The following is a 25,467-nucleotide window of genomic DNA, read 5'->3' on the forward strand; positions in this document are numbered from 1 at the left end:
AAAGAATGTTGCATTATATTATTTAGTTTACATCAAGTAAATTTATCTCAGGTAGATAGTTTCATTAAACAGGTAAATAGTTTAATTAAAATTAGTGTACAGTGAATAATTGAAGTTGGCTTATTATTTCAAAGTTTTTTCAAAAAGTTAATTCTATAAGTATGCTGTGACAGATGAATTATTTATTATAACATTCGATTAGAAGTTAACTAGAGAAACCACTAAAAATTAATAATTTTGAGGATTCAAAATGCATAAGGGCGTAATGGAAACCTTGCTAAATTCTTCCTATTTAGCAAATACAAATCATTCCTACATGGAACAGCTCTATGAAGATTTTTTAGAAAATCCTCAAAATGTTGACGTTAGCTGGCATGAAATTTTCAAACAGCTATTAAATATAAGAGTTGTTTGTGATCAAAGTCGTCAAAAATTACAGGAACCTATTTATCATCACTTGAATAAGGATAACGAATCTCATGTATCTTCAGAAGAAGATATACACAATATCTATTGTAAACAACTAAATATTTTAAATCTTATCGACGCCTTTCGCGCATATGGACATCAGAATGCTAATTTAAATCCACTGAAATTATGGAAACAAGAACCGGTTCCTAATCTTAATCCAACATTTCATGATATTACAGAGATCGATTTTCATAAAATAGTTAACGTAGGTTCATTTTGTAGTACTTATCAAAGTATGAAATTAGCTGATTTATATGCAATATTAACACGGACCTACTGCAGTTCGATTGGCATCGAATATATGCATATTTTCAATGTTGAACAAATAATGTGGATTCAAAAACAAATCGAATCCGTAGCAGGACAGTTCAATTTTACATCCAAAGAAAAAAGGCGTTTGCTTAATGAGCTCACTGCAGCAGAAGGATTAGAACGATATTTGGGAATTAAATTTCCAGGAGCTAAGCGCTTTTCTTTAGAAGGTGCTGATGTATTAATTCCTATGCTGAAGGAAATAGTACGTTATGCTGGTAAACATAGTATACGTGAAATTGTGCTTGGTATGGCACATCGTGGACGTTTAAATGTATTGGTGAATATTTTTGGAAAACATTCTCAAGATCTATTTGATGAATTTTCTGGTAAGTATAAGGAACACTTAGGCACAGGTGACGTGAAATATCATCAAGGTTTTTCGTCTAACATTGAAATTGATGGAGAATTAGTGCACTTGTCTCTTGCTTTTAATCCGTCACATTTAGAAATTATTAATCCCGTTGTAATGGGTTCGGCACGAGCACGTATTGACCGATTAGGTGAACAAAGTAGTCGAGTATTACCAATTACATTGCATGGCGATGCAGCTATTAGTGGTCAAGGTATCATGCAGGAAACGTTAAATATGTCTAAAGTACGTGCTTACGATGTGGGCGGTACTGTGCGTATAGTTATCAATAACCAAATTGGTTTTACAAGCTCTAATTCCCAAGATGCTCGTTCATCATGGTATTGCACAGATATAGCTAAAATGGTGCGAGCACCTATTTTTCATGTAAATGCTGATGATCCAGAAGCAGTAATATTTATTACTCGTGTAGCATTGGATTTTCGACATACTTTCAAGAGTGATGTAATAATCGACTTAATATGCTATCGCCGACACGGTCATAATGAAGCAGATGAACCGAGTGCTACTCAACCGTTAATGTATCAAAAAATAAAAATACATCCTACAATTCGTAAAATTTATGCTGACCATTTAGAAAATAATAATATCATTACTCCATCAGAAAGTACTAAAATGGTTACTGTATTCCGAGATATGTTAGACAATGGAAGCTGTCTGGTAACAGAACGAAGATTAATAAATCTACCACGTTCTAATATTTGGAAAGACTATTTATCCGGTGATTGGGATGAAGAATATCAAAATTTAATCAATCATAAAGATTTGCAAAATCTTGCTCGCCGAATTAGCAATATTCCGGACGAGATAGAAATGCAACCACAGGTAAAAAAGATTTATAATGATCGTATCGCAATGTCCCAAGGTGATAAATCTTTTGATTGGGGCGCCGCTGAAATGCTAGCATATGCTACATTAGTTAATGTAGGCATTCCTGTCCGTCTTTCAGGAGAAGATACTGCTCGAGGAACTTTTTTTCATCGTCATGCGGTAATACACAATCAAAAAAATGGCTCTACTTATACTCCGCTCGAACATGTACATATTAACCAAGGTAATTTTAAAGTATGGGATTCAATATTGTCGGAAGAAGCAGTCCTAGCTTTTGAGTATGGTTACGCTACTGCTGAACCACATGCTTTGGTTATTTGGGAAGCGCAATTTGGTGATTTTTCTAATGTTGCACAAGTGGTAATTGATCAATTTATCACTTCCGGTGAGCAAAAGTGGGGACGTATGTGTGGCTTAGTAATGTTGTTACCGCACGGTTATGAAGGACAGGGCCCAGAACATTCTTCTGCTCGGTTAGAGCGTTATTTACAACTCTGTGCTGAAAAAAATATTCAGATTTGTATTCCTTCAACTCCATCACAAATATATCATATGTTACGGCGGCAAGCACTTCGAAAGATGCGACGACCATTGATTGTTTTTTCTCCGAAATCGCTTCTACGTCATCCAATGGCCATTTCTTCACTTGAAGAGCTTGCCAATGGCACTTTCCAATCTTCTATTGGCGAAATAGATAATTTGGATCCAAAAGATGTTAAACGTGTTATTATATGTTCTGGAAAAATTTATTATGATCTGTTAGATCAAAGGCGAAAGAACAAGCTGTATAACATATCTATTGTACGCATTGAACAACTTTATCCATTTCCTCAAAAAGTAATCAAGACAGTATTAGCGCCATATGCGCATGTCCGAGATTTTGTATGGTGTCAAGAGGAACCTAAAAACCAAGGTGCTTGGAATTATAACTACCACCGTTTTCGTGAAATCATTTCAACCGATGTCCCCTTACATTATATAGGCCGTCCAGCTACTGCATCGCCTGCAGTAGGATGTCTATCCTTGCATCAGATCCAACAAAAAAAGTTGATCAATGATGCACTAAACATTAACTTAGTTATTTAAGGATTAGAAAATAATGAGTAGCATAGAGATTCTAGTTCCTGATTTACCTGAATCAGTCGTAGATGCTACTGTTACTAGTTGGCATAAAAAACCTGGTGAACAAGTTCAACTTGACGAAATATTAGTTGAGATTGAAACTGATAAAGTGGTGCTAGAAATACCAGCACCAAAATCTGGCATTTTAGAAATCGTACTAGAAGATGAAGGCGCTATCGTTTCCTCTCGTCAAGTATTGGGACGCTTATGTCAAAGTGATGACATCAAGAATGTAATTACAAAAAAGCATCAAACTCAAGAAATGATGATTTCTTCTAAAAAAGATTCTTCTGCTAATGTAAAAACGATACAAAACGATTCCTTGAGCCCATCTGTCCGACGCCTTATTTCTGCAAATGATTTAATACCTGAAGCTATTAAAGGAAGTGGTATAGGTGGACGTTTGACTCAAAAAGATTTAAAACAGCACATGTTGAGCCAAGATATAGAAAATACGTCTACATTTGGTAATCGCAGTGAAAAACGTGTACCCATGACACGATTACGTAAACGAGTAGCTGAACGTCTTTTAGAAGCAAAAAATAATACTGCTATGTTAACTACCTTTAATGAAGTTAATATGAAGTCAATAATGGATTTGCGTAAGAATTATGGTACAACATTTGAAACTCATCATGGAGTACGACTTGGATTGATGTCTTTTTGTGTCAAAGCAGTACTTAATGCACTGAAATATTTCCCAGAAGTAAATGCATATTTAGATGGTGAAGATAATATAATCTATCATAATTATTTTGACATTAATATTGCAGTATCAACATCTCGTGGCTTAGTGACGCCAGTGTTAAAAAATGTTGATCTGTTAAGCATGGCTAACATTGAAACACAAATCAAAGAATTAGCGACTAAAGGTCGTGATGGAAAATTAACAGTCGAAGAACTAACCAGTGGTAATTTTACTATTACTAATAGTGGAATTTTTGGTTCTCTGATGTCTACTCCCATTATCAATCCACCTCAGAGTGCCATATTAGGTATGCATACCATTAAAGATCGACCGATAGCAATGGATGAGCAAATTGTTATTATGCCGATGATGTATCTTGCTCTGTCTTATGATCATCGAATTATTGATGGAAAAGAATCTGTAAGTTTTCTTCTTGCAGTAAAAGAGGTCTTAGAAGATCCTATACGCCTATTGTTGGATATTTAATGCAAAATAATAGTTAGTTCTTCTAATGTTGGTCAATCGACATCTGACAGTTTCAGTGCTAGGTTTCAACATGGCTACTATTATGATATCGCTGATATATCACTAGATTTAGATGGAATAAAAACATGAATTTACATGAATATCAAGCAAAACAAATCTTTGATCTATATGGTCTCCCTATCCCAAAAGGATATGTTTGTAATACGTTACATGAAGTAGAAGAATCTGCCTTAAAACTTGGAACACAAGGACCTTGGATTATGAAGTGTCAAGTACATGCAGGCGGACGTAGTAAATCAGGCGGTGTAAAAATAGTAAAATCACAGGAAGAAATACGAGCTTTTACGAAACAGTGGCTCGGTAAAAATTTAGTCACTTATCAAACAAATTCTCGAGGGCAGCCAGTCAATCAGATTTTAGTAGAAACTGTTACTAACATTTCTAAAGAACTTTATTTAGGAGGTATTATTGATCGTAGTACAAATCGCATAATTTTTATGGCTTCTGAACAAGGCGGTATAGAAATTGAGAAAGGAGTAGAAGATACTTCTTTTATGATGTATAAAGTTGCACTAGATCCTCTTATCGGTCCTCAGCTCTATCAAGGTCGTGAATTAGCATTTGCACTCGGATTGAGTGGTCATCAAGTGGATCAGTTTACAACACTATTTATGGGATTATCCAAACTCTTTCTTGAACTAGATTTAATGTTAGTAGAAATCAATCCATTAGTTATTACAAACGATGGTAATCTAATTTGTTTAGACGGAAAAGTGAGTACAGATGGAAATGCATTATTCCGACAATCAAAATTGCGTGCAATGCGCGATAACAATCAAGAAGATTGGCGAGAAATCTATGCTATGAAATTAGGTTTTAATTATATAGCGTTAGATGGAAATATTGGATGTATGGTTAATGGTGCTGGTTTAGCAATGGGAACTATGGATCTTATAAAGTTATATGGTGGAGAACCAGCTAATTTTTTAGATGTAGGTGGTAGTACAACTGAAGAACGTGTTACTGATGCGTTTCAATTGATTTTATCAGATAAAAAAGTAAAAGCGATTTTAGTTAATATTTTCGGTGGTATTGTTCGCTGTGATTTAATTTCCGACGGAATTTCCAAAGCAATCTCCAAAATAGATGTCAATCTCCCTATTATAGTACGACTAGAAGGAAATAATGCTGATCTGGGTCTTAAACATTTATCTGATAGTGGATTAAATATTATCTCTGCGCTAACTTTATCTGATGCTGCTCAACAAGTTGTCGCTGTAGCGAAGGATGAATAATGTCTATTTTAATAGATAAAAATACTACTGTCATCTGTCAAGGATTCACTGGAAGTCAGGGAACTTTTCATTCTGTACAGGCATTAAACTACGGTACAAAAATAGTGGGTGGTGTAACACCTGGTAAAGGTGGTTTCAAACACTTAAACTTGCCGGTATTCAATACTGTACGAGACGCAGTCGACAAAACTGGCGCTACAACGTCTGTTATTTATGTGCCGGCACCATCTTGTAAAGATTCTATATTAGAAGCAATTGATGCTGGTATTAAATTAATCATATGTATTACTGAAGGAATCCCAATATTGGATATGTTAATAGTAAAAGCGAAGCTTGATCAGAGTAACATACATATGATTGGTCCAAACTGTCCTGGTGTTATTACACCAGGTGAATGTAAAATTGGTATTATGCCAGCTCATATTCATCAACCTGGTTGTGTAGGTGTTGTATCGCGTTCTGGAACTTTAACTTATGAAGCAGTGAAACAAATTAGCGATATTGGTTTAGGTCAATCAAGCTGTGTAGGCATTGGTGGTGATCCTATTTCTGGCTCCAGCTTTATTGATATTCTTAAGTTATTTGAAGAAGATGTGCAAACTAAAATTATCTTGATGATCGGTGAAATTGGTGGTTGTGCAGAAGAAGAAGCTGCAGTTTATATTAAAAAACATATCACTAAAAGGGTAGTCAGTTATATAGCCGGTGTTACAGCTCCGAAAGGAAAACGTATGGGGCATGCAGGGGCAATTATCTCTGGCGGAAAAGGTACAGCAGATGAAAAATGTGCAGCTCTGAGAGAAGCTGGTGTCTCAACTGTTCAAAGTCTAGAAGATATTGGCAAAACTTTATTAAATCTCATCCATAATTGTTAATTTGCTATACAATATCAATATTCTGTCTGTATGTAAAAGTGTAGCTTTTATTTTGTTATACCGTTTTCTAGTACTATTAACTACTAGTAGTAAGAATGATTATTATAAATCATAAAGGTGAAATAAATGATTATTATAAATCATAAAGGTGAAATATAGGATGATTAATACAATAAATCCATCATTAATGTTTATTAACGCCTATCATCTCTATTGAAATCAATGGTCGCTTAAGAATGAAATGAGATAAATTTATGCAATAGATATTCTTTTTGATATTTAAATTATTGTTAAATAAAGTTTTATTTTTTAAAAAATCAAATAAATTAGTAATTTTAATATTTTTAGTGATTTTATTAACATGAATTATTATTAATTTTCAATTAAATTAATAAAAGTACAAAGTACAATGTTTAATTAAACTTAAGCATACTTTATACTATACATACAGTACATTAACAAAATAAGAATCACAACAATCTATTATTGTTCTTTAATTTTATTAAAGTAATACAATCTAAGTTTTGAGTTTATCATACACTAATATATTGTCTAGACGCACTCCACTGAGAAATTAGAGTGAAATATGAAAAAATATAAAAGGTACGAAATCCATATTTTATAGAGGTTTATAATGGCAATTATTTCTATGCTTGACATGCTTCGAGCCGGTGTTCATTTTGGCCACCAAACCCGTTACTGGAATCCAAAAATGAAACCATTTATCTTTGGAATCCGCAACAAAATTCATATTATTAATTTAGAATATACTGTACCGATGTTTAATAAAGCTCTAGTTGAACTGAAAAACATTGCGTCTCGAAAAGGTAATATTTTGTTTGTCGGTACTAAACGTGCTGCAAGCAAAACAATAAAAGAAGCTGCTAATAGTTGCGATCAATTTTTTTCTAATCATCGTTGGTTGGGTGGAATGTTAACAAATTGGAAAACCGTTCGTCAGTCTATTAAACGTTTAAAAGATCTAGAAATACAATCTCAAGATGGCACTTTCAATAAATTAACTAAGAAAGAAGCTTTAATACGCTCTCGAGAACTAGAAAAGCTTGAAAATAGCTTAGGTGGTATCAAAGATATCAGTGGTTTACCGGATGCATTATTTGTTATTGATGCAAAACATGAACATATTGCTATTAAAGAAGCTAATAATTTAGGTATTCCTGTTTTTGCTGTTGTTGATACTAATGCTGATCCAGATGGCATAGATTTTATTATTCCAGGTAATGACGATGCTATACGTGCTATCAATCTGTATCTCACTACCGTAGCTGTTTCTATCTGTGAAGGACGTTCTCGAGTAAAATCTGAAAAAAATAGCATAGAAATCGTTTAATAAATTAAAAATTTATATCTTCTTGATCAATTAAAATTTAAATAAATTTAATTCCGTATTTATGATACTACAATTCTCTCTTTAAAAAACAACAAGGAATTTGTTATGGTTGACATTTCTATCGCCTTGGTAAAAGAACTGCGCGAACGTACTGGCATAGGGATTATGGAATGCAAAGAATTCCTAGTTAAAGCGCAAGGAAATATTGAAGTAGCGATCGATAATATGCGAAAATCCGGCCAATTAAAAGCATCTAAAAGAGCAAGTAGAACTGCTTATGAAGGTTTAATATTAATTAAAATCGAGCAATCTAGAAAGTATGGTGCCATCATCGAAATAAACTGTGAAAGTGACTTTGTTGTTAAGAACGCTGATTTTAGAAATTTTAGTGACACAGTGATTACTACCGCGCTTAAGGAGAATATCAAAGATATTCATGTGCTAAAAGATAAATTCGAAGATCAAACAAGGATGTTAATATCCAAAATAAATGAAAATATTGTTATACGTCGTATAGATACTATAAAAGGCGATATACTGGGATATTATTTGCATGGTACACGAATTGGTGTCATAGTTTCTGCTACTAATGCAAGTGAAGAATTGGCAAAAAAAATTGCGATGCATATCGCAGCAAGTAAACCTGTATATCTCAAAGCAGATGAAATACCGAGCGATGTTATAGCGCGTGAACATCAAATTCAGATGGAGCTTGCTATGCACTCTGGAAAAACACATAAAATTGCTGAAATAATAGTTGATGGCCGTATGAAAAAGTTCACTCAAGAAATTTCTTTAATCAGTCAACATTTCGTGATGGATCCTAACAAAACCATTGAGCAATTATTAGACGAACATGATTGTAAAATTGATGCATTTATTCGTTTTGAAGTAGGAGAAAAAATAAAAAGTGAAAAACATTGAAACTTATTTAGTAATCGAAATTCATTAAGATGAATAGTTAAGTAATATAAATTAGTATAATAGAAACTATAAACAATATCCTCAAATGAATATAAATTAAAATTAGATAATTTATGTCATATTTATTTTTACTCGAGCAGAGATGAGATAAATATTATCTCATCAAAATGCCATCAAGGAACAGAATAAATGGCAACTAGCATAAAAACCATTTATCAATGCATATTGCTTAAACTAAGTGGCGAAGTTCTGCAAGGTAGCGAAGGTTTTGGCATTAATGCCAAAACACTAGATCGTATTGCTAAAGAAATCAAAGAATTAGTAGAATTAAAAATACAGATAGGAATAGTCATAGGTGGTGGTAATTTATTTCGGGGAGCAGGTTTAGCCAAGGCTGGGATGAATCGCGTGGTGGGTGATCACATGGGAATGTTAGCGACTATGATGAATGGTTTAGCCATACGTGATGCTCTATATCGTGCCTGTGTCAATGTACGTCTTATGTCAGCAATCCCAATTAATGGAATCTGTGATCATTATAATTGGATTGAAGCGATGAGTTCTTTGCGAAATAATTACGTAGTTATTTTCACTGCCGGTACTGGAAATCCTTTTTTTACCACCGATTCAGCTGCTTGTCTACGCGGTATTGAAATCAAGGCTGATACTGTACTGAAAGCAACAAAAGTGGACGGCGTATTTTCAAACGATCCTATAAAAGATCCTAATGCCACACGTTATGTTCAGTTAAGCTATCATGACGTTCTGAAACGAAACTTAAAAATTATGGATCTCGCTGCTTTTGCATTAGCACGGGATCACAATTTACCAATACATGTATTTAATATAAATAAGCCAGGTGCTTTACTACGATTAGTGATGGGCGCTCAAGAAGGTACTTTGATTACAAGATAATGCATAAAAAATATAGCTGAATCAAAACACATCAGCTTATCTAACTAAATAGCCACATCTAAAAGGTTGATAACGTGATTAATAAAATCTGTGCACAGACTGATATAAAAATGGAAAAATGTATTGAAGCATTTAAAACTTATATCCGAAAAATTCGTACAGATCAGATTTCTCCCAATCTACTTGATCATCTTCAAATTGAATGTTATGGTTCATCGGTATCTCTTCGCACTTTGTCACATATTTGCATTGAAAATTCTCGTAGCCTAGTTATTACCGTATTTGATCATGCTTTGATACCATCAATCGAAAAAGCTATCATGATTTCCAATCTAGGATTAAATCCATTTTCTTCCGGAGCTAAAATTCATGTACCATGTCCTCCTTTGTCTGAACAACGTCGTCGTGATATGATAAAAATAGTTCGTTCTGAGGCAGAACAAAGACGAATTTCAGTAAGAAATATACGTCGTGACGCCAATGAAAAAGTTAAATCTCTTTTAAACAATAAATTTATCAACATTGACGAAGAGCATCGATTACAGCAAGAAATTCAGAAATTAACTGATGCTTGGATAAAAAAACTTGACATTGTTTTAGAAAAAAAGGAATTTGAATTAATGAAAACTTAATCTTTTATAAATCATATTATATCGTAATAGTATATTTTTTCATAGAAAAATTATGTCTTTGGTATATTTTTTAAATATAATGTAACAAATCACAGTACGTATGTCTTACATTAAGATATTAATCTAATTAGACGGCATTTAAAGTAACTTCATGAGGCATTTAACTATTCTCGGTAGCACTGGGTCTATTGGGTGTACGACACTAACTGTAGTGAAAAATCATTCAGATCAGTTTACAGTACATGCACTGGTTGCTGGAGCTAATGTAGCTTTAATGACCGAGCAATGTTTAACTTTTCGACCTCACTATGCGTGCATGGCAAATGAAGTTATGGCACGAACTCTTAAAAATAATTTATCCTCTTCAGGTCAATCTACTGAAGTATTATCCGGTATACAAGCAGCTTGTGAATTGGCTGCATTGGATGAAATCGATACTGTAATGGCTGCCATCGTGGGTGTCGCTGGTTTACCAGCGACACTGAGCGCGTTACGTGCTGGAAAACGCGTCTTGCTTGCTAACAAAGAGGCATTAGTTACTTGTGGTCGATTCTTTATGTATGAAGCACGCCAAAATGGCGCACAATTACTTCCAGTAGATAGTGAGCACAATGCAATTTTTCAAATTTTACCTGAATCATTTCAACGTAATTTAGGACATGCCACTTTCATTGAACACGGTATATCTCGCATCATTTTAACTGGTTCTGGTGGTCCTTTTCGAAAAATATCATTAGCTAAATTATCAGAAATAACACCTGTTCAAGCTTGCAGTCATCCTAATTGGTCAATGGGACATAAAATTTCAGTTGATTCTGCTACTATGATGAATAAAGGATTAGAATATATTGAAGCACGATGGTTATTTAATGCTACTTCTGAACAAATAGAGATTTTGCTTCATCCCCAATCTGTAATTCACTCTATGGTTCGTTATATTGACGGTAGTATATTAGCACACCTTGGAATACCAGATATGTGTATTCCTATAACTAATGCTATGGCTTATCCAGAGCGCTTATTCACTAATGTTATGCCATTGGATTTTTTACACATTGGTACGTTAAGCTTTGATCAGCCAGATAGAAAACGTTATCCCTGCCTACAACTTGCTATTGATGCATGTAAAATTGGACAAGCAGCTACTACGGTACTAAATGCCGCTAATGAAATAGCAGTAGAAGCATTTTTACATGGAGAAATTCGCTTTACTGATATTGCTATTGTCAATCAATGGATGTTGGAAAAGCTTTGTTTAAATGAACCTAATAGCATAGAAGAAGTACTGTCACTTGATCACGAGGCACGAAATATGGCCCGTTTAAGCATTAGTCGTTATAGACGTTAATTTTATTTATATAGATTTTCAACAGTAACTTATTCATTTAATAATCAAAATGATATAACCTTTTCTCCACTAATTTCACATCAATCATGATCAGTCAACTATCTAGAATAAGTTTTAGCTGTGCACTTTTGCACATTGTCTATTATGTAATTTAAGATGGTAGCTTTTTAAAAAGGACATAAATAAGCGTGATATCGTCTGAAAATCAGAAAGCAAAAAAGGAATTACAACCATCCTTACCAAGGCACGTAGCTATTATAATGGATGGCAATGGACGTTGGGCAAAGAATCATGGAAAATTACGTAATTTTGGTCATCAAGCGGGGGTACAATCTGTACGACGTGCAGTAAATTTTGCTGTAAGCCATCAATTTGATGCATTAACTCTTTATGCATTTAGTAGTGAAAATTGGAATCGCCCTATTCATGAAGTTTCTGCTCTCATGGAATTATTTGTACAGGCTTTAGATAGCGAAGTAAAAAGTCTACATAGACGTAATGTTCGTTTAAGAATTATTGGAGATATATCTCGTTTTGGTATACGATTGCAGGAGCGAATTCGTTATTCTGAAGAATTAACTCACCATAATAATGGTTTAACTTTAAATATTGCTGCAAATTATGGAGGACGTTGGGATATTATTCAAGGCGTTCAGCAAATTGCTATTCAGGTACAAGATGGCATTTTACGTCCAGATCAAATTGATGAAAATGTACTTTGTCGAGTTATCTGCATGAATGAATTAGCACCAGTAGATTTGGTAATTCGTACTGGTGGTGAATATCGCATCAGTAACTTTTTACTGTGGCAGATAGCGTATGCAGAGTTATTTTTTACTGATGTATTATGGCCAGATTTTAATGATACTGTGTTTAACAAAGCACTTAATGCTTTTGCTAGACGCAATCGCCGTTTTGGTGGCATGACATCACATGATGTCAATAACATATCTTAAAATATATTACATTGATTTTACTTCATTTTCATATTGAGTAAACAATATACATTACAAATAAAAGATATTCAAAACGTACAACAAGTAACTACATGATGTTAATATTAATTTTAATATATTAAAAATTTTTAATAAATTCCACTTATTTTAAGGAGAAGAATGTTTGCTTAAGCATCGTCTTATTACTACCTTTATCTTGGTACCTATTGTAATTTCAACATTATTTATGTTGCCATTTATTACATTTGCATTAATTACTTTATTAGTATGTATACTAGGCGTTTGGGAATGGGGAAAGCTGATCAGCTTAATATCTATTAAACAACGTATTTGGCTTACTGTCTTCTGTGGCTTCTTACAAGCACAAATTATACTAGTCATTTTAGACTGCCATTCGATTATTTCTATTTGGCAAGTTAGATGTGCTTTATGGAGTGCTTTTTTTTGGTGGATTACAGCAACGTTATTGGTGTGTACTTATCCTCATTCTGCCGTATTATGGAATAAGTCTAAGCTACAGCAAATAGCATTCTGTATGCTGACTATTATTCCTTTTTTCTATGGAGTTTTAGCATTGCGCCAACATAATTATAATATTAATTATTTTACTGGTAGTTGGTGGTTATTATATGTGATGACATTAGTATGGGCAGTAGATTCTGGCGCTTATTTTTTTGGACAATTACTAGGAAATCACAAGATGGTACCTAGTCTCTCTCCAAAAAAAACATGGGAAGGTTTTATAGGAGGACTAGTAACTTCAGCTATAATAGCATGGTTATTCAATAAATATGCACCATTAAATATTTCGCCAGTAACATTACTGACCTGCTCTATAGTAGCATCTTTAGCTGCTGTATTAGGTGATTTGACAGAAAGCATGTTTAAGAGAGAAGTTGGTATAAAAAATACCAGTCACTTAATCCCTGGCCATGGTGGTATTTTAGATCGTATAGATAGTTTAACCGCTGCAGTACCAGTTTTTACCTTTCTTATTTTATTAATTTTTAATACTATCTAAACGTTATGTTGGGAGCACTTAATGTTGTATTTTTTATGGAATATTGCTACGTTTGTTTTTGCAATCAGTATATTGATTACAGTGCATGAGTGCGGACATTTCTTTGTAGCTCGCCATTATGGCGTGAAAATAGTACGATTTTCTATTGGTTTTGGTCGTATTATGTGGCGCTGGCACAGTAAGGATGGTACTGAATATGTCATTTCTGCTATTCCTTTAGGCGGTTATGTAAAAATGCTTGATGAGCAAGTTGATACTATTTTACCTGAACAGCGTCATGCAATGTTTAATCAAAAAACTATCTGGAAACGTGCACTAATTATTGTGAGTGGTCCGCTTTTTAATGTTTTATTTTCTATTTTCGCTTATTGGTTAATATTTATGATAGGTATGCCTATATATAAACCAATTATCGGAGATATAATTCCATATTCTATTGTGGAGCAAGCTAAGTTTTCTCCCGGTATGGAAATAAAATCGATTGACGATATTGAAACACCGGATTGGGATTCAGTTCGTTCACAGCTCATTAATAAAATTGGTAGTAATAATATACATGTCGGAATTACATATTTAGGTTCTACTCATTATGAAAAAAAAGTAGTAGATTTACGCACTTGGAAATATCGAGTAAATCAAAACGATCCAATTGTTGCTTTAGGTATTATACCGCTTGGTGTACACATCGAACCAATACTTGGTGAAATCAAGCCTGGCTCAGTTGCAATGAAGGCTGGTTTGCAAGTTGATGATAAAATTATTAAAGTTGATAATCACTCAGTATCTACATGGCAAGTTTTTTTAACAAAGATTAGAGAAAATCCAGATCGAATATTAAAGATTAATATTAATCGCCAAGGTAGATTGATGGACATATGGTTGAAACCTGATAGTAAAGTAGTACATAGAGAAAAAATAGAAGGTTTTGCAGGTGTGATACCGAAGATATTTTCTGTACAAGAACAATATAAAATCGTGAAGAAATTTACTCCTTTTAAAGCATTGTGTCATGCAATTGAAAAAGTATGGCGGTTAATATCATTTACAATTAGTATGTTAGGTCAATTATTAATTGGAGATATTAAACTAAATCATTTAAGTGGACTACTTTCTATGGCGCAAAGTTCAAGAATATCAGCGGAATATGGTTGGATTTATTATCTAATGTTTTTAGCAATAATAAGTGTTAATGTAGGCATTACTAATTTATTCCCATTACCTCTTTTAGATGGCGGTCATCTTTTCTTTTTAATAATAGAAAAACTGAAAGGGAAACCATTATCCGAGCGCGTGCAAAATTACAGTTATCGAATTGGCTCAATCATACTGATATTTCTCATAGGTATAACTATTTTTAATGATTTATCCAGACTACGATAAATGGAAATTGTATTCAATTAGGAAGAACGTATAATTAAAATGGTGATGAAAAAGTCTCTGCTCATAGCATTGCTAATTTTTTGCAGTACTACTAGTGCAGATGAATTCATAATAAAAGATATACATTTCGAAGGCCTACAAAGGGTTACTGTTGGTGCAGCATTACTTAGCATACCGGTTCATACTGGAGATATAGCGACCAATGAGAATACAAGTAATATAATCCGTGCTTTATTTTCTACTGGCAATTTTGAAAATATTCTAGTGTTACGTGACGGAGCTTCACTAATTATACAAGTTAAAGAATGTCCAATAATTGACAGTATTAGTTTTTATGGCAATAAAACAGTACTAGAAGCGACATTGAAAAAAAATTTAGATATTGAAGGCGTCCGTGTGGGAGAATCCCTTAATCACAGCATGATTTTCAATATTCAAAAAAGTCTCGAAGATTTTTACTATAGCGCTGGTAAATACAATGCCACAGTTAATGTGGTAACGTTGCCACTATCACACAATCGCGTCAATCTTAAATTAAGATTTATTGAGGGCGTTACAGCTAAAATTCAACAAATTAATATTCTTGGCAATCATGCATTTACGACATCTAAGTTACTTTCAAAATTTCAGTTACGTGATTCAGTGCCGTGGTGGAATATAATAAGTAATCGTAAATATCAAAAACAAAAATTAATAAGAGATTTAGAAAATTTAAGAAGTTTTTATCTTGATCATGGTTATGTACGGTTTAATATTGATTCTATACAGATTAGTTTAACGCCAGATAAGAAACATATTTACATTACCCTAAATATTACTGAAGGTCCACAATACAAGTTATCTGGAACAGTAGTCAGCGGTCATATGGCTGGACATTTTACAGAAATTGAACAATTAGCGAAATTACGTTTCGGCGAATTATACAATGGAACTAAAATCATTAAAATGGAAAATGCTATCAAACAATTATTAGGTCGTTATGGTTATGCTTTTCCTTTCATATCGATAGCAGAAAAAATTAATGAAGTAAATAAAACAGTTAAATTATATATCAAAGTTGAATCAGGCCACCATTTTTATGTTCGCTATTTACAATTTGAAGGTAATGATGTTACTAAAGATTCAGTATTACGTCGTGTAATGCGACAGATGGAAGGTTCTTGGTTTTCTACTGATCTTGTAAATCAGGGAAAGGTACATCTTAATCGCCTTGGCTATTTTGATACTGTAGATGTTAAAACACAACGTGTACCTTTTTTACAAGATCAAATTGATCTTATTTATAAAGTAAAGGAAAGAAATACCGGTAACGTTAATTTCGGACTAGGATTTGGTACGTCAACTGGTATAAACTTTCAATTTGGTATTCAACAAGATAATTGGCTTGGAACTGGAAATTCTGTTAATTTTAGTGGTGCTAAAAATGATTATCAAAATTATACTGAACTCTCAATCACCAATCCGTACTTCACTGTAAATAATATTAGTTTAGGTGGAAAAATTTTTTATAATGATTTTAAAGCTAATGAAGCAGCTTTATCGGACTATGATTTATGTAGTTACGGCTTAGGTGGTATGTGGGGTTTTCCGATTAATGAATATCATTCACTAAACTTTGATTTAGAATATACGCATAATAATCTCACTAATATGAAACCACAAGTAGTAATGTGGCGTTATTTGCAAAGTATCGGCCGTCATCATCCTCAAACATCTAATGTTGAAATAATCAATAAGAATGCTAAAGTCGATTCAGATGACTTTTTTATTTCAAAAGGTTGGAGTTACAATAGCTTAGATCGTCTTTATTTTCCAATGATGGGTTCATATGCTAAATGCATTGGTAAAGTCACACTACCTGGTTCTGATAATAATTATTATAAAATTACTTGTGAAGCTAGCCATTACATTCCGCTTTTCAAAAATGGGAAATGGGTTTTTATGAGTCACTCACGTATAGGCTATGCTGATGGATTAGGTGATCAATACATGCCATTTTACGACAATTTTTATGCAGGAGGTGAAAATATTGTACGTGGTTTTCGTTCAAATAGCATTGGACCAAAAGCAGCGTATTATGAATGTAAAAGTAGTAAAAACTTTCGTTATAACACTCGTAAAGTGAATCAGTCTAGTGATGCTATAGGTGGAAATGCAATGATTATTGCTAGTTTAGAATTAATTGTACCAACACCTTTTTTAAATGATAAATATAAAAATTCAATACATACCTCATTTTTTGTCGATGCTGGAAGTATTTGGGATACTCATTGGCAAGTTACTAACATTACTGCAGGAATTCCCAACTATAGTTTACCAGGTAATATCCGTATTTCTACTGGAATTGCACTACGATGGATGTCACCACTTGGACCGCTTGTGTTTTCTTATGCGCAACCAGTAAAAAAATATGAAGGTGATAAATCTGAACAGTTTCAGTTCAATATCGGTAAAACATGGTAATATCATCTATAATATTAAATATTATTAAACTCAGTAGAATAGTATGACTATTTCTAATATAAATTAGTGTGTCAAATAACATATATAACTGTATACCTGGTTTATAATGAAGAAATATAAAAAATAGTGTATGTGGTTAAGGAGTTTACAGTGAAAAAGTGGTTATATATCGCAAGCTTGAGTTACATATTTGCTACTTCTATAAGTATACAGGCCTCGGATAAAATTGCTGTCGTTAATGTTTCTAGCATTTTTCAGCAACATCCACAGCGTGCTGTGGTCGCCAAACAACTTGAAAACGAGTTCAATGAACGTGCTACTGAAATTCAATCCATGGAAAATGATTTACAGACTAAAATGAAACGCTTACAACGTGATGGATCGACTATGAAAGCCAGTGAACGAATTGCTTTGGAAAAAGTAGTTATGGAACAACGCGACATTTTATCTGATAAAGCTCAGACTTTCGAGCACGATAGTCGACGTCGTCAAACAGAAGAACGTGATAAAATTTTGAATTATATTCAAGATGGAGTAAGACAAATTGCTACTAAAGAAAATTATGATGTTGTGATTGATACTAATGCTGTGGCTTACGTTAACAACGCTAAAGATATTACTAATGATGTTCTAAAACAGGTTAAAAAATAAATCATGATTTCAATTCGACTGTCTGATTTGGCACAGCAGTTGGATGCAAAATTGCACGGTGATTGTAATATCATGATTACTGGCATTGCTTCTATAAGCAGTGCGAAAGAAGGCCATATTACATTTCTTGCAGATAACCGTTTGCGTGATAAACTCTCTTCCTGTCACGCATCAGCAGTCGTGTTGACTAAGAAAAACTTACCTTTTTGTACAAGTTCTGCACTTGTGGTTGAAAATCCTTATTTAGCTTATGCACGAATAGTACAATTGATGAACGCTATCCCGAAAGAACTTGAAAATATAAGTTCAAAAGCAGTAATTTCCAAGGATACAAACTTAGGACAACGACTAACAATCGGAGCCAATACCGTTATCGAATCTGGTGTAATATTAGAAGATGATGTTATCATTGGTCCGGGTTGTTTTGTTGGAAAAAATACTCATATTGGTGCTGGTACACGATTATGGGCAAATGTCACTCTTTATCATGATGTTTACATTGGAAAATATTGCTTTATTCAATCTGGTACTATCATTGGCTCTGATGGCTTTGGCTATACGAAAGACAATGATAATTGGGTTAAATTACCCCAACTAGGTTGTGTAATCATCGAAAATCGAGTTGAAATTGGTGCCTGTACTACCATCGATCGCGGTACGTTAGACGATACCCATATTGGAAATGGTGTAATTATTGATAATCAATGTCACATTGCTCATAACGTTCTAATTGGCGACAATACAGCAATTGCTGGAGGTGTAATTATGGCTGGAAGTGTTATTATCGGTCGTTATTGCATGATAGGCGGAGCAAGTGTTATTAATGGCCATATAGAAATCTGCGATAAAGTGATAGTTACTGGTATGAGTATGGTAATTCGCTCAATTACTAAATCTGGTATTTATTCTTCTGGAATTCCACTGCAACCAAATAAAAAATGGCGCAAAACTGCTGCGTTAGTTATGACTATTAGCGATATGCATAAGCGAATAAAAGCGATTGAGCAAAAATTATTAAAAAAATAATCGGCCTTAGTTCCTTCTTGGAAAGAATACACATTAAGATACTATTAATATAGTACCAGCGCTTTTACATTGAGGTTTACTTATTTTTCCCCAAGCCATTTTGTTAATAAGAATTTTTCTTAAACAGGAAGAGTATTTTGACTACTGACATTCATACTCTGCACATTGAAGAGATATTGGAACTTTTACCCCATCGCTTTCCATTTTTGCTGGTAGACCGTGTACTAAATTTTGAAACGGGAAAATTTTTACGCGCAGTAAAGAATGTATCTTTCAATGAACCATTTTTCCAAGGTCACTTTCCAGGAAAGCCGATTTTTCCTGGCGTGCTTATTTTAGAAGCCATGGCTCAAGCAACTGGTATTTTAGCATTTAAAAGCGCGGGAAAATTAGTAGCTGGAGAACTCTATTATTTTGCTGCAATTGATTCAGCTCGATTTAAACGTCCTGTGCAACCTGGGGATCAAATGATTCTCGAAGTTGAATTTATCAAAGAACGTCGTGGTGTAGCACGGTTTAAAGGTATTGCTAAAGTAGCTGGAGAAATAGCGTGCGAAGCATCGATGATGTGTGCCCGTCGCCGGGAGACATAAATACGTGATTGATCAATCAAACTTTGTACATTGTAGTGCTATTATAGAAGACGGTGCTGTTATACATCCCGATGTGCATATAGGCCCATTTTGCTTTATTGGATCTCAAGTTGAAATTGGTTCGCATACAGTTCTTAAATCTCACGTTGTAATAAATGGAAAAACTACTATAGGTGAATATAATCAAATTTATGCATTTGCTTCACTGGGTGAAGTTAATCAAGATCTTAAATATGCCGGTGAACCTACACGAGTAGAAATTGGACATCGTAATCAAATTAGAGAGAATGTTACCATTCATCGTGGAACAGTACAAGGTGGAGAAGTTACTCAGATTGGCAATGATAACTTATTAATGATTAATGCCCACATTGCCCATGATTGTATTGTGGGTAATCACTGCATTATGGCAAACAACGCAACACTTGGAGGACATGTAACAGTGGATGATTACGCTATTATTGGAGGTATGACTGCAGTACACCAATTTTGTATCATCGGAGTACACGCAATAGTCGGAGGTTGTTCTGGTGTGACTCAAGATGTACCGCCTTTTATTGTTGCTCAAGGAAATCATGCTACACCGTTCGGTTTAAACATTAAAGGACTAAAACGACATGGTTTTGATCGCACTGCACTTTATGCAATTCGGACCGCTTACAAAATCATTTATCGTAGCGGCAAAACTCTTGAAGAAGCAAAACCGGAATTAGAAGCATTAGCTAGCAATTATCCAGTGATTACTACTTTTTTAAATTTTCTATCTCGCTCTCAGCGTGGTATTATACGTTAAGTATTATTATGTTATGACACAAATACAACAATCCATTATTATTGGACTAGTAGCTGGAGAAACATCAGGTGACATTTTAGGTGCTGGTTTAATACGTTCGTTACGGAATCACATTCCTAATGTCCTTTTTGTCGGTATTGCTGGTCCACATATGCAAGCAGAAGGGATGGAATCTTGGTACAATATAGAAGAATTATCAGTCATGGGTGTTGTAGAAGTACTTAAACGATTACCTCGTCTTTTATATATTAGACGTGATTTAATTCGACGTCTTATTGCATTGCAACCTGCTGTTTTTATAGGAATTGATTCACCTGATTTTAATATCAAGTTAGAAAGGTATCTTAAACAACACGGAATTCGTACTATTCATTATGTTAGTCCCTCAATTTGGGCTTGGAGAAAGAAAAGGATATTTAAAATAGGCCAAGCCACTGATAACGTTCTAGTTATTTTACCTTTTGAAAAAGCATTTTATGATCAATTTGATATACCTTGCCAATTTATTGGACATACTATGGCTGATTCCATGCTCCTTAATCCGGATAAAGCAGCTGCTCGTTTAGAATTAGGTATTCCCATTGATACACTATGTCTAGCACTTTTACCTGGTAGTCGTCAAAATGAGATTGAAATGTTAAGCGCTGATTTTCTTCGCTGTGCCGCATTACTAAAACAGCAATTTTCGAACCTTGAGATCATTGTACCATGCGTCAATTTAGCCAGACGTAATCAATTTGAACGTATAAAATTAAAAGTTATGCCAGAGATTTCTGTGCGTCTTTTAAACAACAAAGCTCGCCAAGCCATGATCGCTGCTGATGCAGCTTTGATAGCTTCTGGTACAGCAACTCTGGAATGCATGCTAGCAAAGTGTCCTATGGTAGTAGGTTATCGAATGCAACCTCTTACTTTTGCTTTGGCAAAGCGATTGGTTAAAACTCCTTGGATATCATTGCCGAATTTACTTGCTGGACGTGAATTAGTTAAAGAATTATTACAAGAAATGTGCAAACCAGACTTATTGGCAATGTTTCTTGCACCATTACTTAGTGATTATAAACAGCGTTTTATATTGCAATCCGCTTTTTATCATTGCCATAAAAAAATACAATGTAACGCTGATGAGAAAGCAGCTCATGCAGTTCTAGCATTAATATAATATTCTTTGAATAAAAACTTTTAATCGTTATAAACAATCAGATCCTATTTGAAATAGGATTTTAAATAACTATTATAAATATAATCCGGTATAGGATACAATAAATAAGATAATTATTGTTATATTAATTTTGAAAAAAAACACTATCAGTGTGTAACCTAGAGTAAAAAAAATAACTTAAAAGGGAAACTTAATAATCTAAGTTAATATCATTTAAGACCATATCATCTATGCACAATATAAAATTATCGCATTAGAAACTTCTTGATATTGAAGTATTCAATGTCGCATCGTCTAATAAATATTATTGATTATTATGTCTACTACTTTATTAAAATTTATTTTACTACGTAATATACGATCCTGATCGTATATTACATTCATTTATAACGAATAGTAAGTAGTATTATAACTATTTTAATTACAGTGTAGATCACCACTACTAGTAACTTCTAACTATATCGGATAGTCAAAATATGGCTGAACCACGCTTTATTCATCTACGTGTACATAGTGACTACTCTGTAATGGATGGTTTAACAAAAATTGTAACGCTAGTTAAACAAGCTGCGGCACTGCATATGCCAGCTTTAGCCATCACGGATTTTACTAACTTATTCGGTTTGATTAAATTCTATTGTGCTGCCCATAATAGCGGTATTAAACCGATTATTGGAGCAGATTTCCTAATAAAAAATGAAATTTTAGGTACCAAAGAATTAGTAGAATTAACTCTTTTAGCTGCTAATAATGTTGGATATCAAAATTTAATACTGCTTATCTCAACAGCCTATAAAAACGGCTATATTAATAATCATACACGTGGACCAATTATTGACCGTAATTGGTTGATAACGTATCACGAAGGACTAATCTTACTTTCTGGTGCACGTAAAGGAGATGTCGGTTATTGCTTGATTAAAAATAATTTATACAAGTTAGACCAATGCTTAGCATTCTATGAAAAATATTTTCCAGAACATTACTATTTAGAATTAATTCGTACTGGTAGGCCAAATGAAGAGTATTATCTACAAGCAGTAGTAGAATTGGCTATGCGAAAAGGACTACCAATAGTAGCAACTAACGATGTGCGTTTTATTAGTCCAGAGGATTTTGAGGCTCATGAAATCCGTGTCGCCATCCATGATGGATTGACCCTTAATGATCCTAAAAGACCACGTCATTATACTCCTCAACAATATATGCGCAGCGAACAAGAAATGTGCAAGCTATTTTCTGATTTTCCGGAAGCATTATCTAATAGTGTAGAAATTGCGAGGCGTTGTAATGTTACTATTCGACTTGGTAAATATTTTTTACCAAAATTTCCAACCGGCAACCTTTCTACTGAGAATTATTTGATTAAATGTGCACGTACAGGATTGGAAGATCGGCTTATTTTTCTGTTTCCCGATACCGATGAAAGATATAAAAAACGGTTATCTTATGAAGAACGGCTAACAGCCGAATTACATGTTATTAACCAGATGGGATTTCCAGGTTATTTCCTCATTGTCATGGAATTTATTCAGTGGGCAAAAGATCATAAAATTCCAGTAGGACCAGGTCGGGGATCTGGTTCTGGCTCACTAGTAGCCTATGCCCTTAAGATTACTGATCTTGATCCACTAGAATTTGATTTGTTGTTTGAAAGGTTTTTAAATCCAGAACGAATATCGATGCCTGATTTTGATATCGATTTTTGCATGGAAAAACGTGATTTAGTAATCGAACACGTCATAGAAACTTACGGAACTGATGCTGTATCACAAATTATTACCTTTGGTACTATGACAGCTAAATCGGTTATTCGTGACGTTAGCCGAGTATTAGGTCACCCGTATGGTTTTGCAGATCAGATTTCTAAGCTTATACCACTAGATCCTGGTATGACATTGGACAAAGCATTGACTATTGAACCAAGATTACAAGAAATTTACAATACTGACGAAGAGGTAAAAATGCTCATCGACATGGCACGTAAACTTGAAGGCGTCACTCGAAATGCAAGTAAGCATGCAGGTGGTGTAGTCATTTCACCAACAAAAATCACTGATTTTATGCCGCTCTATTGTGATGTTGAAGGTAATCATCCAGTGACACAATTTGATAAAAATGATGTTGAGTGTACTGGTTTAGTAAAGTTTGATTTTCTTGGTTTACGGACTTTGACTATTATTGATATGGCATTAAAAATGATTAATGGCCGACGCACTCAACAAGGTTTGGATATTATTGATATTGCTACCATTCCATTAGATGATAAAAAGAGTTTTGATCTTTTACAGCGTTCCGAAACTACTGCAATATTTCAATTAGAATCACGTGGTATGAAAGAATTAATCAAACGCCTACAACCAGACTGCTTTGAAGATATGATTGCGCTAGTAGCTTTGTTTCGTCCTGGACCGCTACAATCTGGCATGGTAGATAATTTCATTAATCGTAAGCATGGTCGAGAAGTGATTGCTTTTCCTGATTTACAGTGGCAGCATGAATCGTTACAGTTAGTTTTAGCGTCAACTTATGGTATCATCTTATATCAAGAACAAGTTATGCAAATAGCTCAAATATTAGCTGGTTATACTTTAGGTGAAGCAGATATACTCCGGCGTGCGATGAGTCAAAAAAAACCGGAGGAAATGGTTAAACAACGATCTATATTTAAAGAAGGAGCAAAAAAAATTGGTATTGATAGTAAATTATCAATGAAACTATTCGACTTAGTTGAGAAATTTTCAGGTTATGGATTTAATAAATCTCACTCTGCTGCTTATGCACTTTTATCCTATCAAACGTTATGGTTAAAAACACACTATCCCGAAGAATTTATGGCGGCCGTGATGAGTGCTGACATGGATAACACTGAGAAGATAGCCAGTCATGTAAATGAATGTTTTCGAATGAATCTAAAAGTACTTCCGCCTAATATTAATAATGGTCAATATCACTTTCATGTTAATGATAATCATGAAATCATGTATGGTATTGGAGCCATTAAAGGAATAGGTGAAGGTTTAATTAAAACAATTATTGAAGCACGCAATAAAGATGGTTGTTTCCGTGGATTATTTGATTTATGCACGCGAATCGATATTCGAAAACTTAACCGTCGGATATTAGAAAAACTTATTATATCTGGTTCACTTGATTGCTTTGGATCTCATCGAGCGGAACTAATGCATATTTTAAAAAATGTACTTAAAGCTGCTAACCAATTTACTAAAGCTAAAGTTATCGGACAAGTAGATATGTTCGGTGTATTAACAGAAAAATCTGCAGCAATGACATTGCTTCATAATACTGTGCCAACTTGGTCGGAAAAAAAAATACTGGAAGGCGAACGTGAAAGCATTGGATGCTATCTCACAGATCATCCTATCACTAAATATTCTCGTGAAATAAAGTACTATACAGGCGGAGTACGACTCAAAGATATCGATATTACCGAATGTGGTAAAATAATTACCGCAGCAGGCTTAATATTTTCCGTGCGGATTGTGATAACAAAACGTGGCAACCGAATTGGAATATGTACGTTAGATGATCATTCTAGCCAACTAGATATGATTCTATTTCCAGAAATTTTAAATAAGTATCAACCTTTGCTAGAAAAAAATAAGATCCTTGTTGTTCGTGGAAAAATTAATTTTGATAGTTTTAATAATAGTCTGAAAATGATTGCACACAATTTAATGGATATTAACGAAGCACGGGACAAATATGTGCGAGGACTTGATCTCTAATTAATTGGAAAAACTAAAAATTGATATACACTTTTTAACAACTTGTTCTT

18 protein-coding genes and 1 pseudogene are annotated in these 25,467 nt (G+C 33.9%); all 19 read left to right on the plus strand.

Translation table 11 applies throughout. The annotated features are described in order from the left end of the window. The first annotated feature begins 250 nt into the window (after positions 1 to 250). A complete protein-coding gene (sucA, locus tag ACICP0_RS01885; RefSeq protein ID WP_395479622.1) occupies positions 251 to 3,073 on the plus strand; it encodes a 2-oxoglutarate dehydrogenase E1 component in 2,823 nt (940 codons plus the stop codon). A gap of 13 nt (positions 3,074 to 3,086) precedes the next feature. Further along, positions 3,087 to 4,283, plus strand: a complete 1,197-nt coding sequence (gene odhB / locus ACICP0_RS01890; protein ID WP_395479623.1) for a 2-oxoglutarate dehydrogenase complex dihydrolipoyllysine-residue succinyltransferase — start codon at positions 3,087 to 3,089, stop codon at positions 4,281 to 4,283. Positions 4,284 to 4,408: 125 nt separating this feature from the next. Next, positions 4,409 to 5,578, plus strand: coding sequence for an ADP-forming succinate--CoA ligase subunit beta (sucC, locus tag ACICP0_RS01895; RefSeq protein ID WP_395479624.1), 1,170 nt, complete (start codon positions 4,409 to 4,411; stop codon positions 5,576 to 5,578). Beyond that, positions 5,578 to 6,453, plus strand: coding sequence for a succinate--CoA ligase subunit alpha (sucD, locus tag ACICP0_RS01900; RefSeq protein WP_395479625.1), 876 nt, complete (start codon positions 5,578 to 5,580; stop codon positions 6,451 to 6,453). Before sucC ends, sucD begins: the two co-directional genes overlap by 1 nt. Before the next feature lie 634 nt (positions 6,454 to 7,087). Beyond that, entirely contained in the window at positions 7,088 to 7,804 is a 717-nt protein-coding gene (gene rpsB / locus ACICP0_RS01905) for a 30S ribosomal protein S2 (RefSeq protein WP_395479626.1), read from the plus strand. A gap of 105 nt (positions 7,805 to 7,909) precedes the next feature. Then, complete coding sequence (gene tsf, locus ACICP0_RS01910; protein ID WP_395479627.1) at positions 7,910 to 8,728, plus strand: translation elongation factor Ts; 819 nt, start codon at positions 7,910 to 7,912, stop codon at positions 8,726 to 8,728. A gap of 189 nt (positions 8,729 to 8,917) precedes the next feature. Beyond that, positions 8,918 to 9,643 carry a UMP kinase gene (gene pyrH / locus ACICP0_RS01915; RefSeq protein ID WP_395479628.1) on the plus strand — a complete coding sequence of 242 codons (726 nt, stop codon included), beginning with the start codon at positions 8,918 to 8,920 and terminating at the stop codon, positions 9,641 to 9,643. Between the two features lie 74 nt (positions 9,644 to 9,717). Next, on the plus strand, positions 9,718 to 10,275 hold the full coding sequence (frr, locus tag ACICP0_RS01920; protein WP_395479629.1) for a ribosome recycling factor: 558 nt from the start codon (positions 9,718 to 9,720) through the stop codon (positions 10,273 to 10,275). A gap of 151 nt (positions 10,276 to 10,426) precedes the next feature. Next, positions 10,427 to 11,623, plus strand: a complete 1,197-nt coding sequence (gene ispC / locus ACICP0_RS01925) for a 1-deoxy-D-xylulose-5-phosphate reductoisomerase (protein ID WP_395479630.1) — start codon at positions 10,427 to 10,429, stop codon at positions 11,621 to 11,623. A gap of 191 nt (positions 11,624 to 11,814) precedes the next feature. Next, the gene (ispU, locus tag ACICP0_RS01930; RefSeq protein WP_395480245.1) at positions 11,815 to 12,579 is read left to right on the plus strand and encodes a (2E,6E)-farnesyl-diphosphate-specific ditrans,polycis-undecaprenyl-diphosphate synthase; all 765 of its coding nucleotides are present in this window, start codon (positions 11,815 to 11,817) and stop codon (positions 12,577 to 12,579) included. Between the two features lie 163 nt (positions 12,580 to 12,742). Further along, the gene (cdsA, locus tag ACICP0_RS01935; protein ID WP_395479631.1) at positions 12,743 to 13,600 is read left to right on the plus strand and encodes a phosphatidate cytidylyltransferase; all 858 of its coding nucleotides are present in this window, start codon (positions 12,743 to 12,745) and stop codon (positions 13,598 to 13,600) included. Between the two features lie 21 nt (positions 13,601 to 13,621). Further along, positions 13,622 to 14,980, plus strand: coding sequence for a sigma E protease regulator RseP (gene rseP / locus ACICP0_RS01940; protein ID WP_395479632.1), 1,359 nt, complete (start codon positions 13,622 to 13,624; stop codon positions 14,978 to 14,980). 39 nt (positions 14,981 to 15,019) lie between these two features. Further along, entirely contained in the window at positions 15,020 to 17,443 is a 2,424-nt protein-coding gene (gene bamA / locus ACICP0_RS01945) for an outer membrane protein assembly factor BamA (RefSeq protein ID WP_395479633.1), read from the plus strand. 150 nt (positions 17,444 to 17,593) lie between these two features. Continuing rightward, positions 17,594 to 18,094, plus strand: a complete 501-nt coding sequence (gene skp / locus ACICP0_RS01950; RefSeq protein WP_395479634.1) for a molecular chaperone Skp — start codon at positions 17,594 to 17,596, stop codon at positions 18,092 to 18,094. 3 nt (positions 18,095 to 18,097) lie between these two features. Further along, positions 18,098 to 19,120 (plus strand): UDP-3-O-(3-hydroxymyristoyl)glucosamine N-acyltransferase, encoded by a 1,023-nt coding sequence (gene lpxD / locus ACICP0_RS01955; RefSeq protein ID WP_395479635.1) that lies wholly within the window; start codon positions 18,098 to 18,100, stop codon positions 19,118 to 19,120. Between the two features lie 137 nt (positions 19,121 to 19,257). Beyond that, complete coding sequence (fabZ, locus tag ACICP0_RS01960) at positions 19,258 to 19,713, plus strand: 3-hydroxyacyl-ACP dehydratase FabZ (RefSeq protein ID WP_395479636.1); 456 nt, start codon at positions 19,258 to 19,260, stop codon at positions 19,711 to 19,713. A 4-nt stretch (positions 19,714 to 19,717) separates the two neighbouring features. Next, the gene (lpxA, locus tag ACICP0_RS01965; protein WP_395479637.1) at positions 19,718 to 20,506 is read left to right on the plus strand and encodes an acyl-ACP--UDP-N-acetylglucosamine O-acyltransferase; all 789 of its coding nucleotides are present in this window, start codon (positions 19,718 to 19,720) and stop codon (positions 20,504 to 20,506) included. A 13-nt stretch (positions 20,507 to 20,519) separates the two neighbouring features. Beyond that, a complete protein-coding gene (lpxB, locus tag ACICP0_RS01970) occupies positions 20,520 to 21,668 on the plus strand; it encodes a lipid-A-disaccharide synthase (protein WP_395479638.1) in 1,149 nt (382 codons plus the stop codon). Positions 21,669 to 22,144: 476 nt separating this feature from the next. Then, positions 22,145 to 25,408 (plus strand): annotated as a pseudogene (gene dnaE, locus ACICP0_RS01975) (DNA polymerase III subunit alpha); the annotation flags it as partial. Positions 25,409 to 25,467: the final 59 nt, after the last annotated feature.

Source organism: Candidatus Curculioniphilus buchneri endosymbiont of Curculio glandium (assembly GCF_964275155.1).
Classification (GTDB): domain Bacteria; phylum Pseudomonadota; class Gammaproteobacteria; order Enterobacterales; family Enterobacteriaceae; genus Curculioniphilus; species Curculioniphilus buchneri.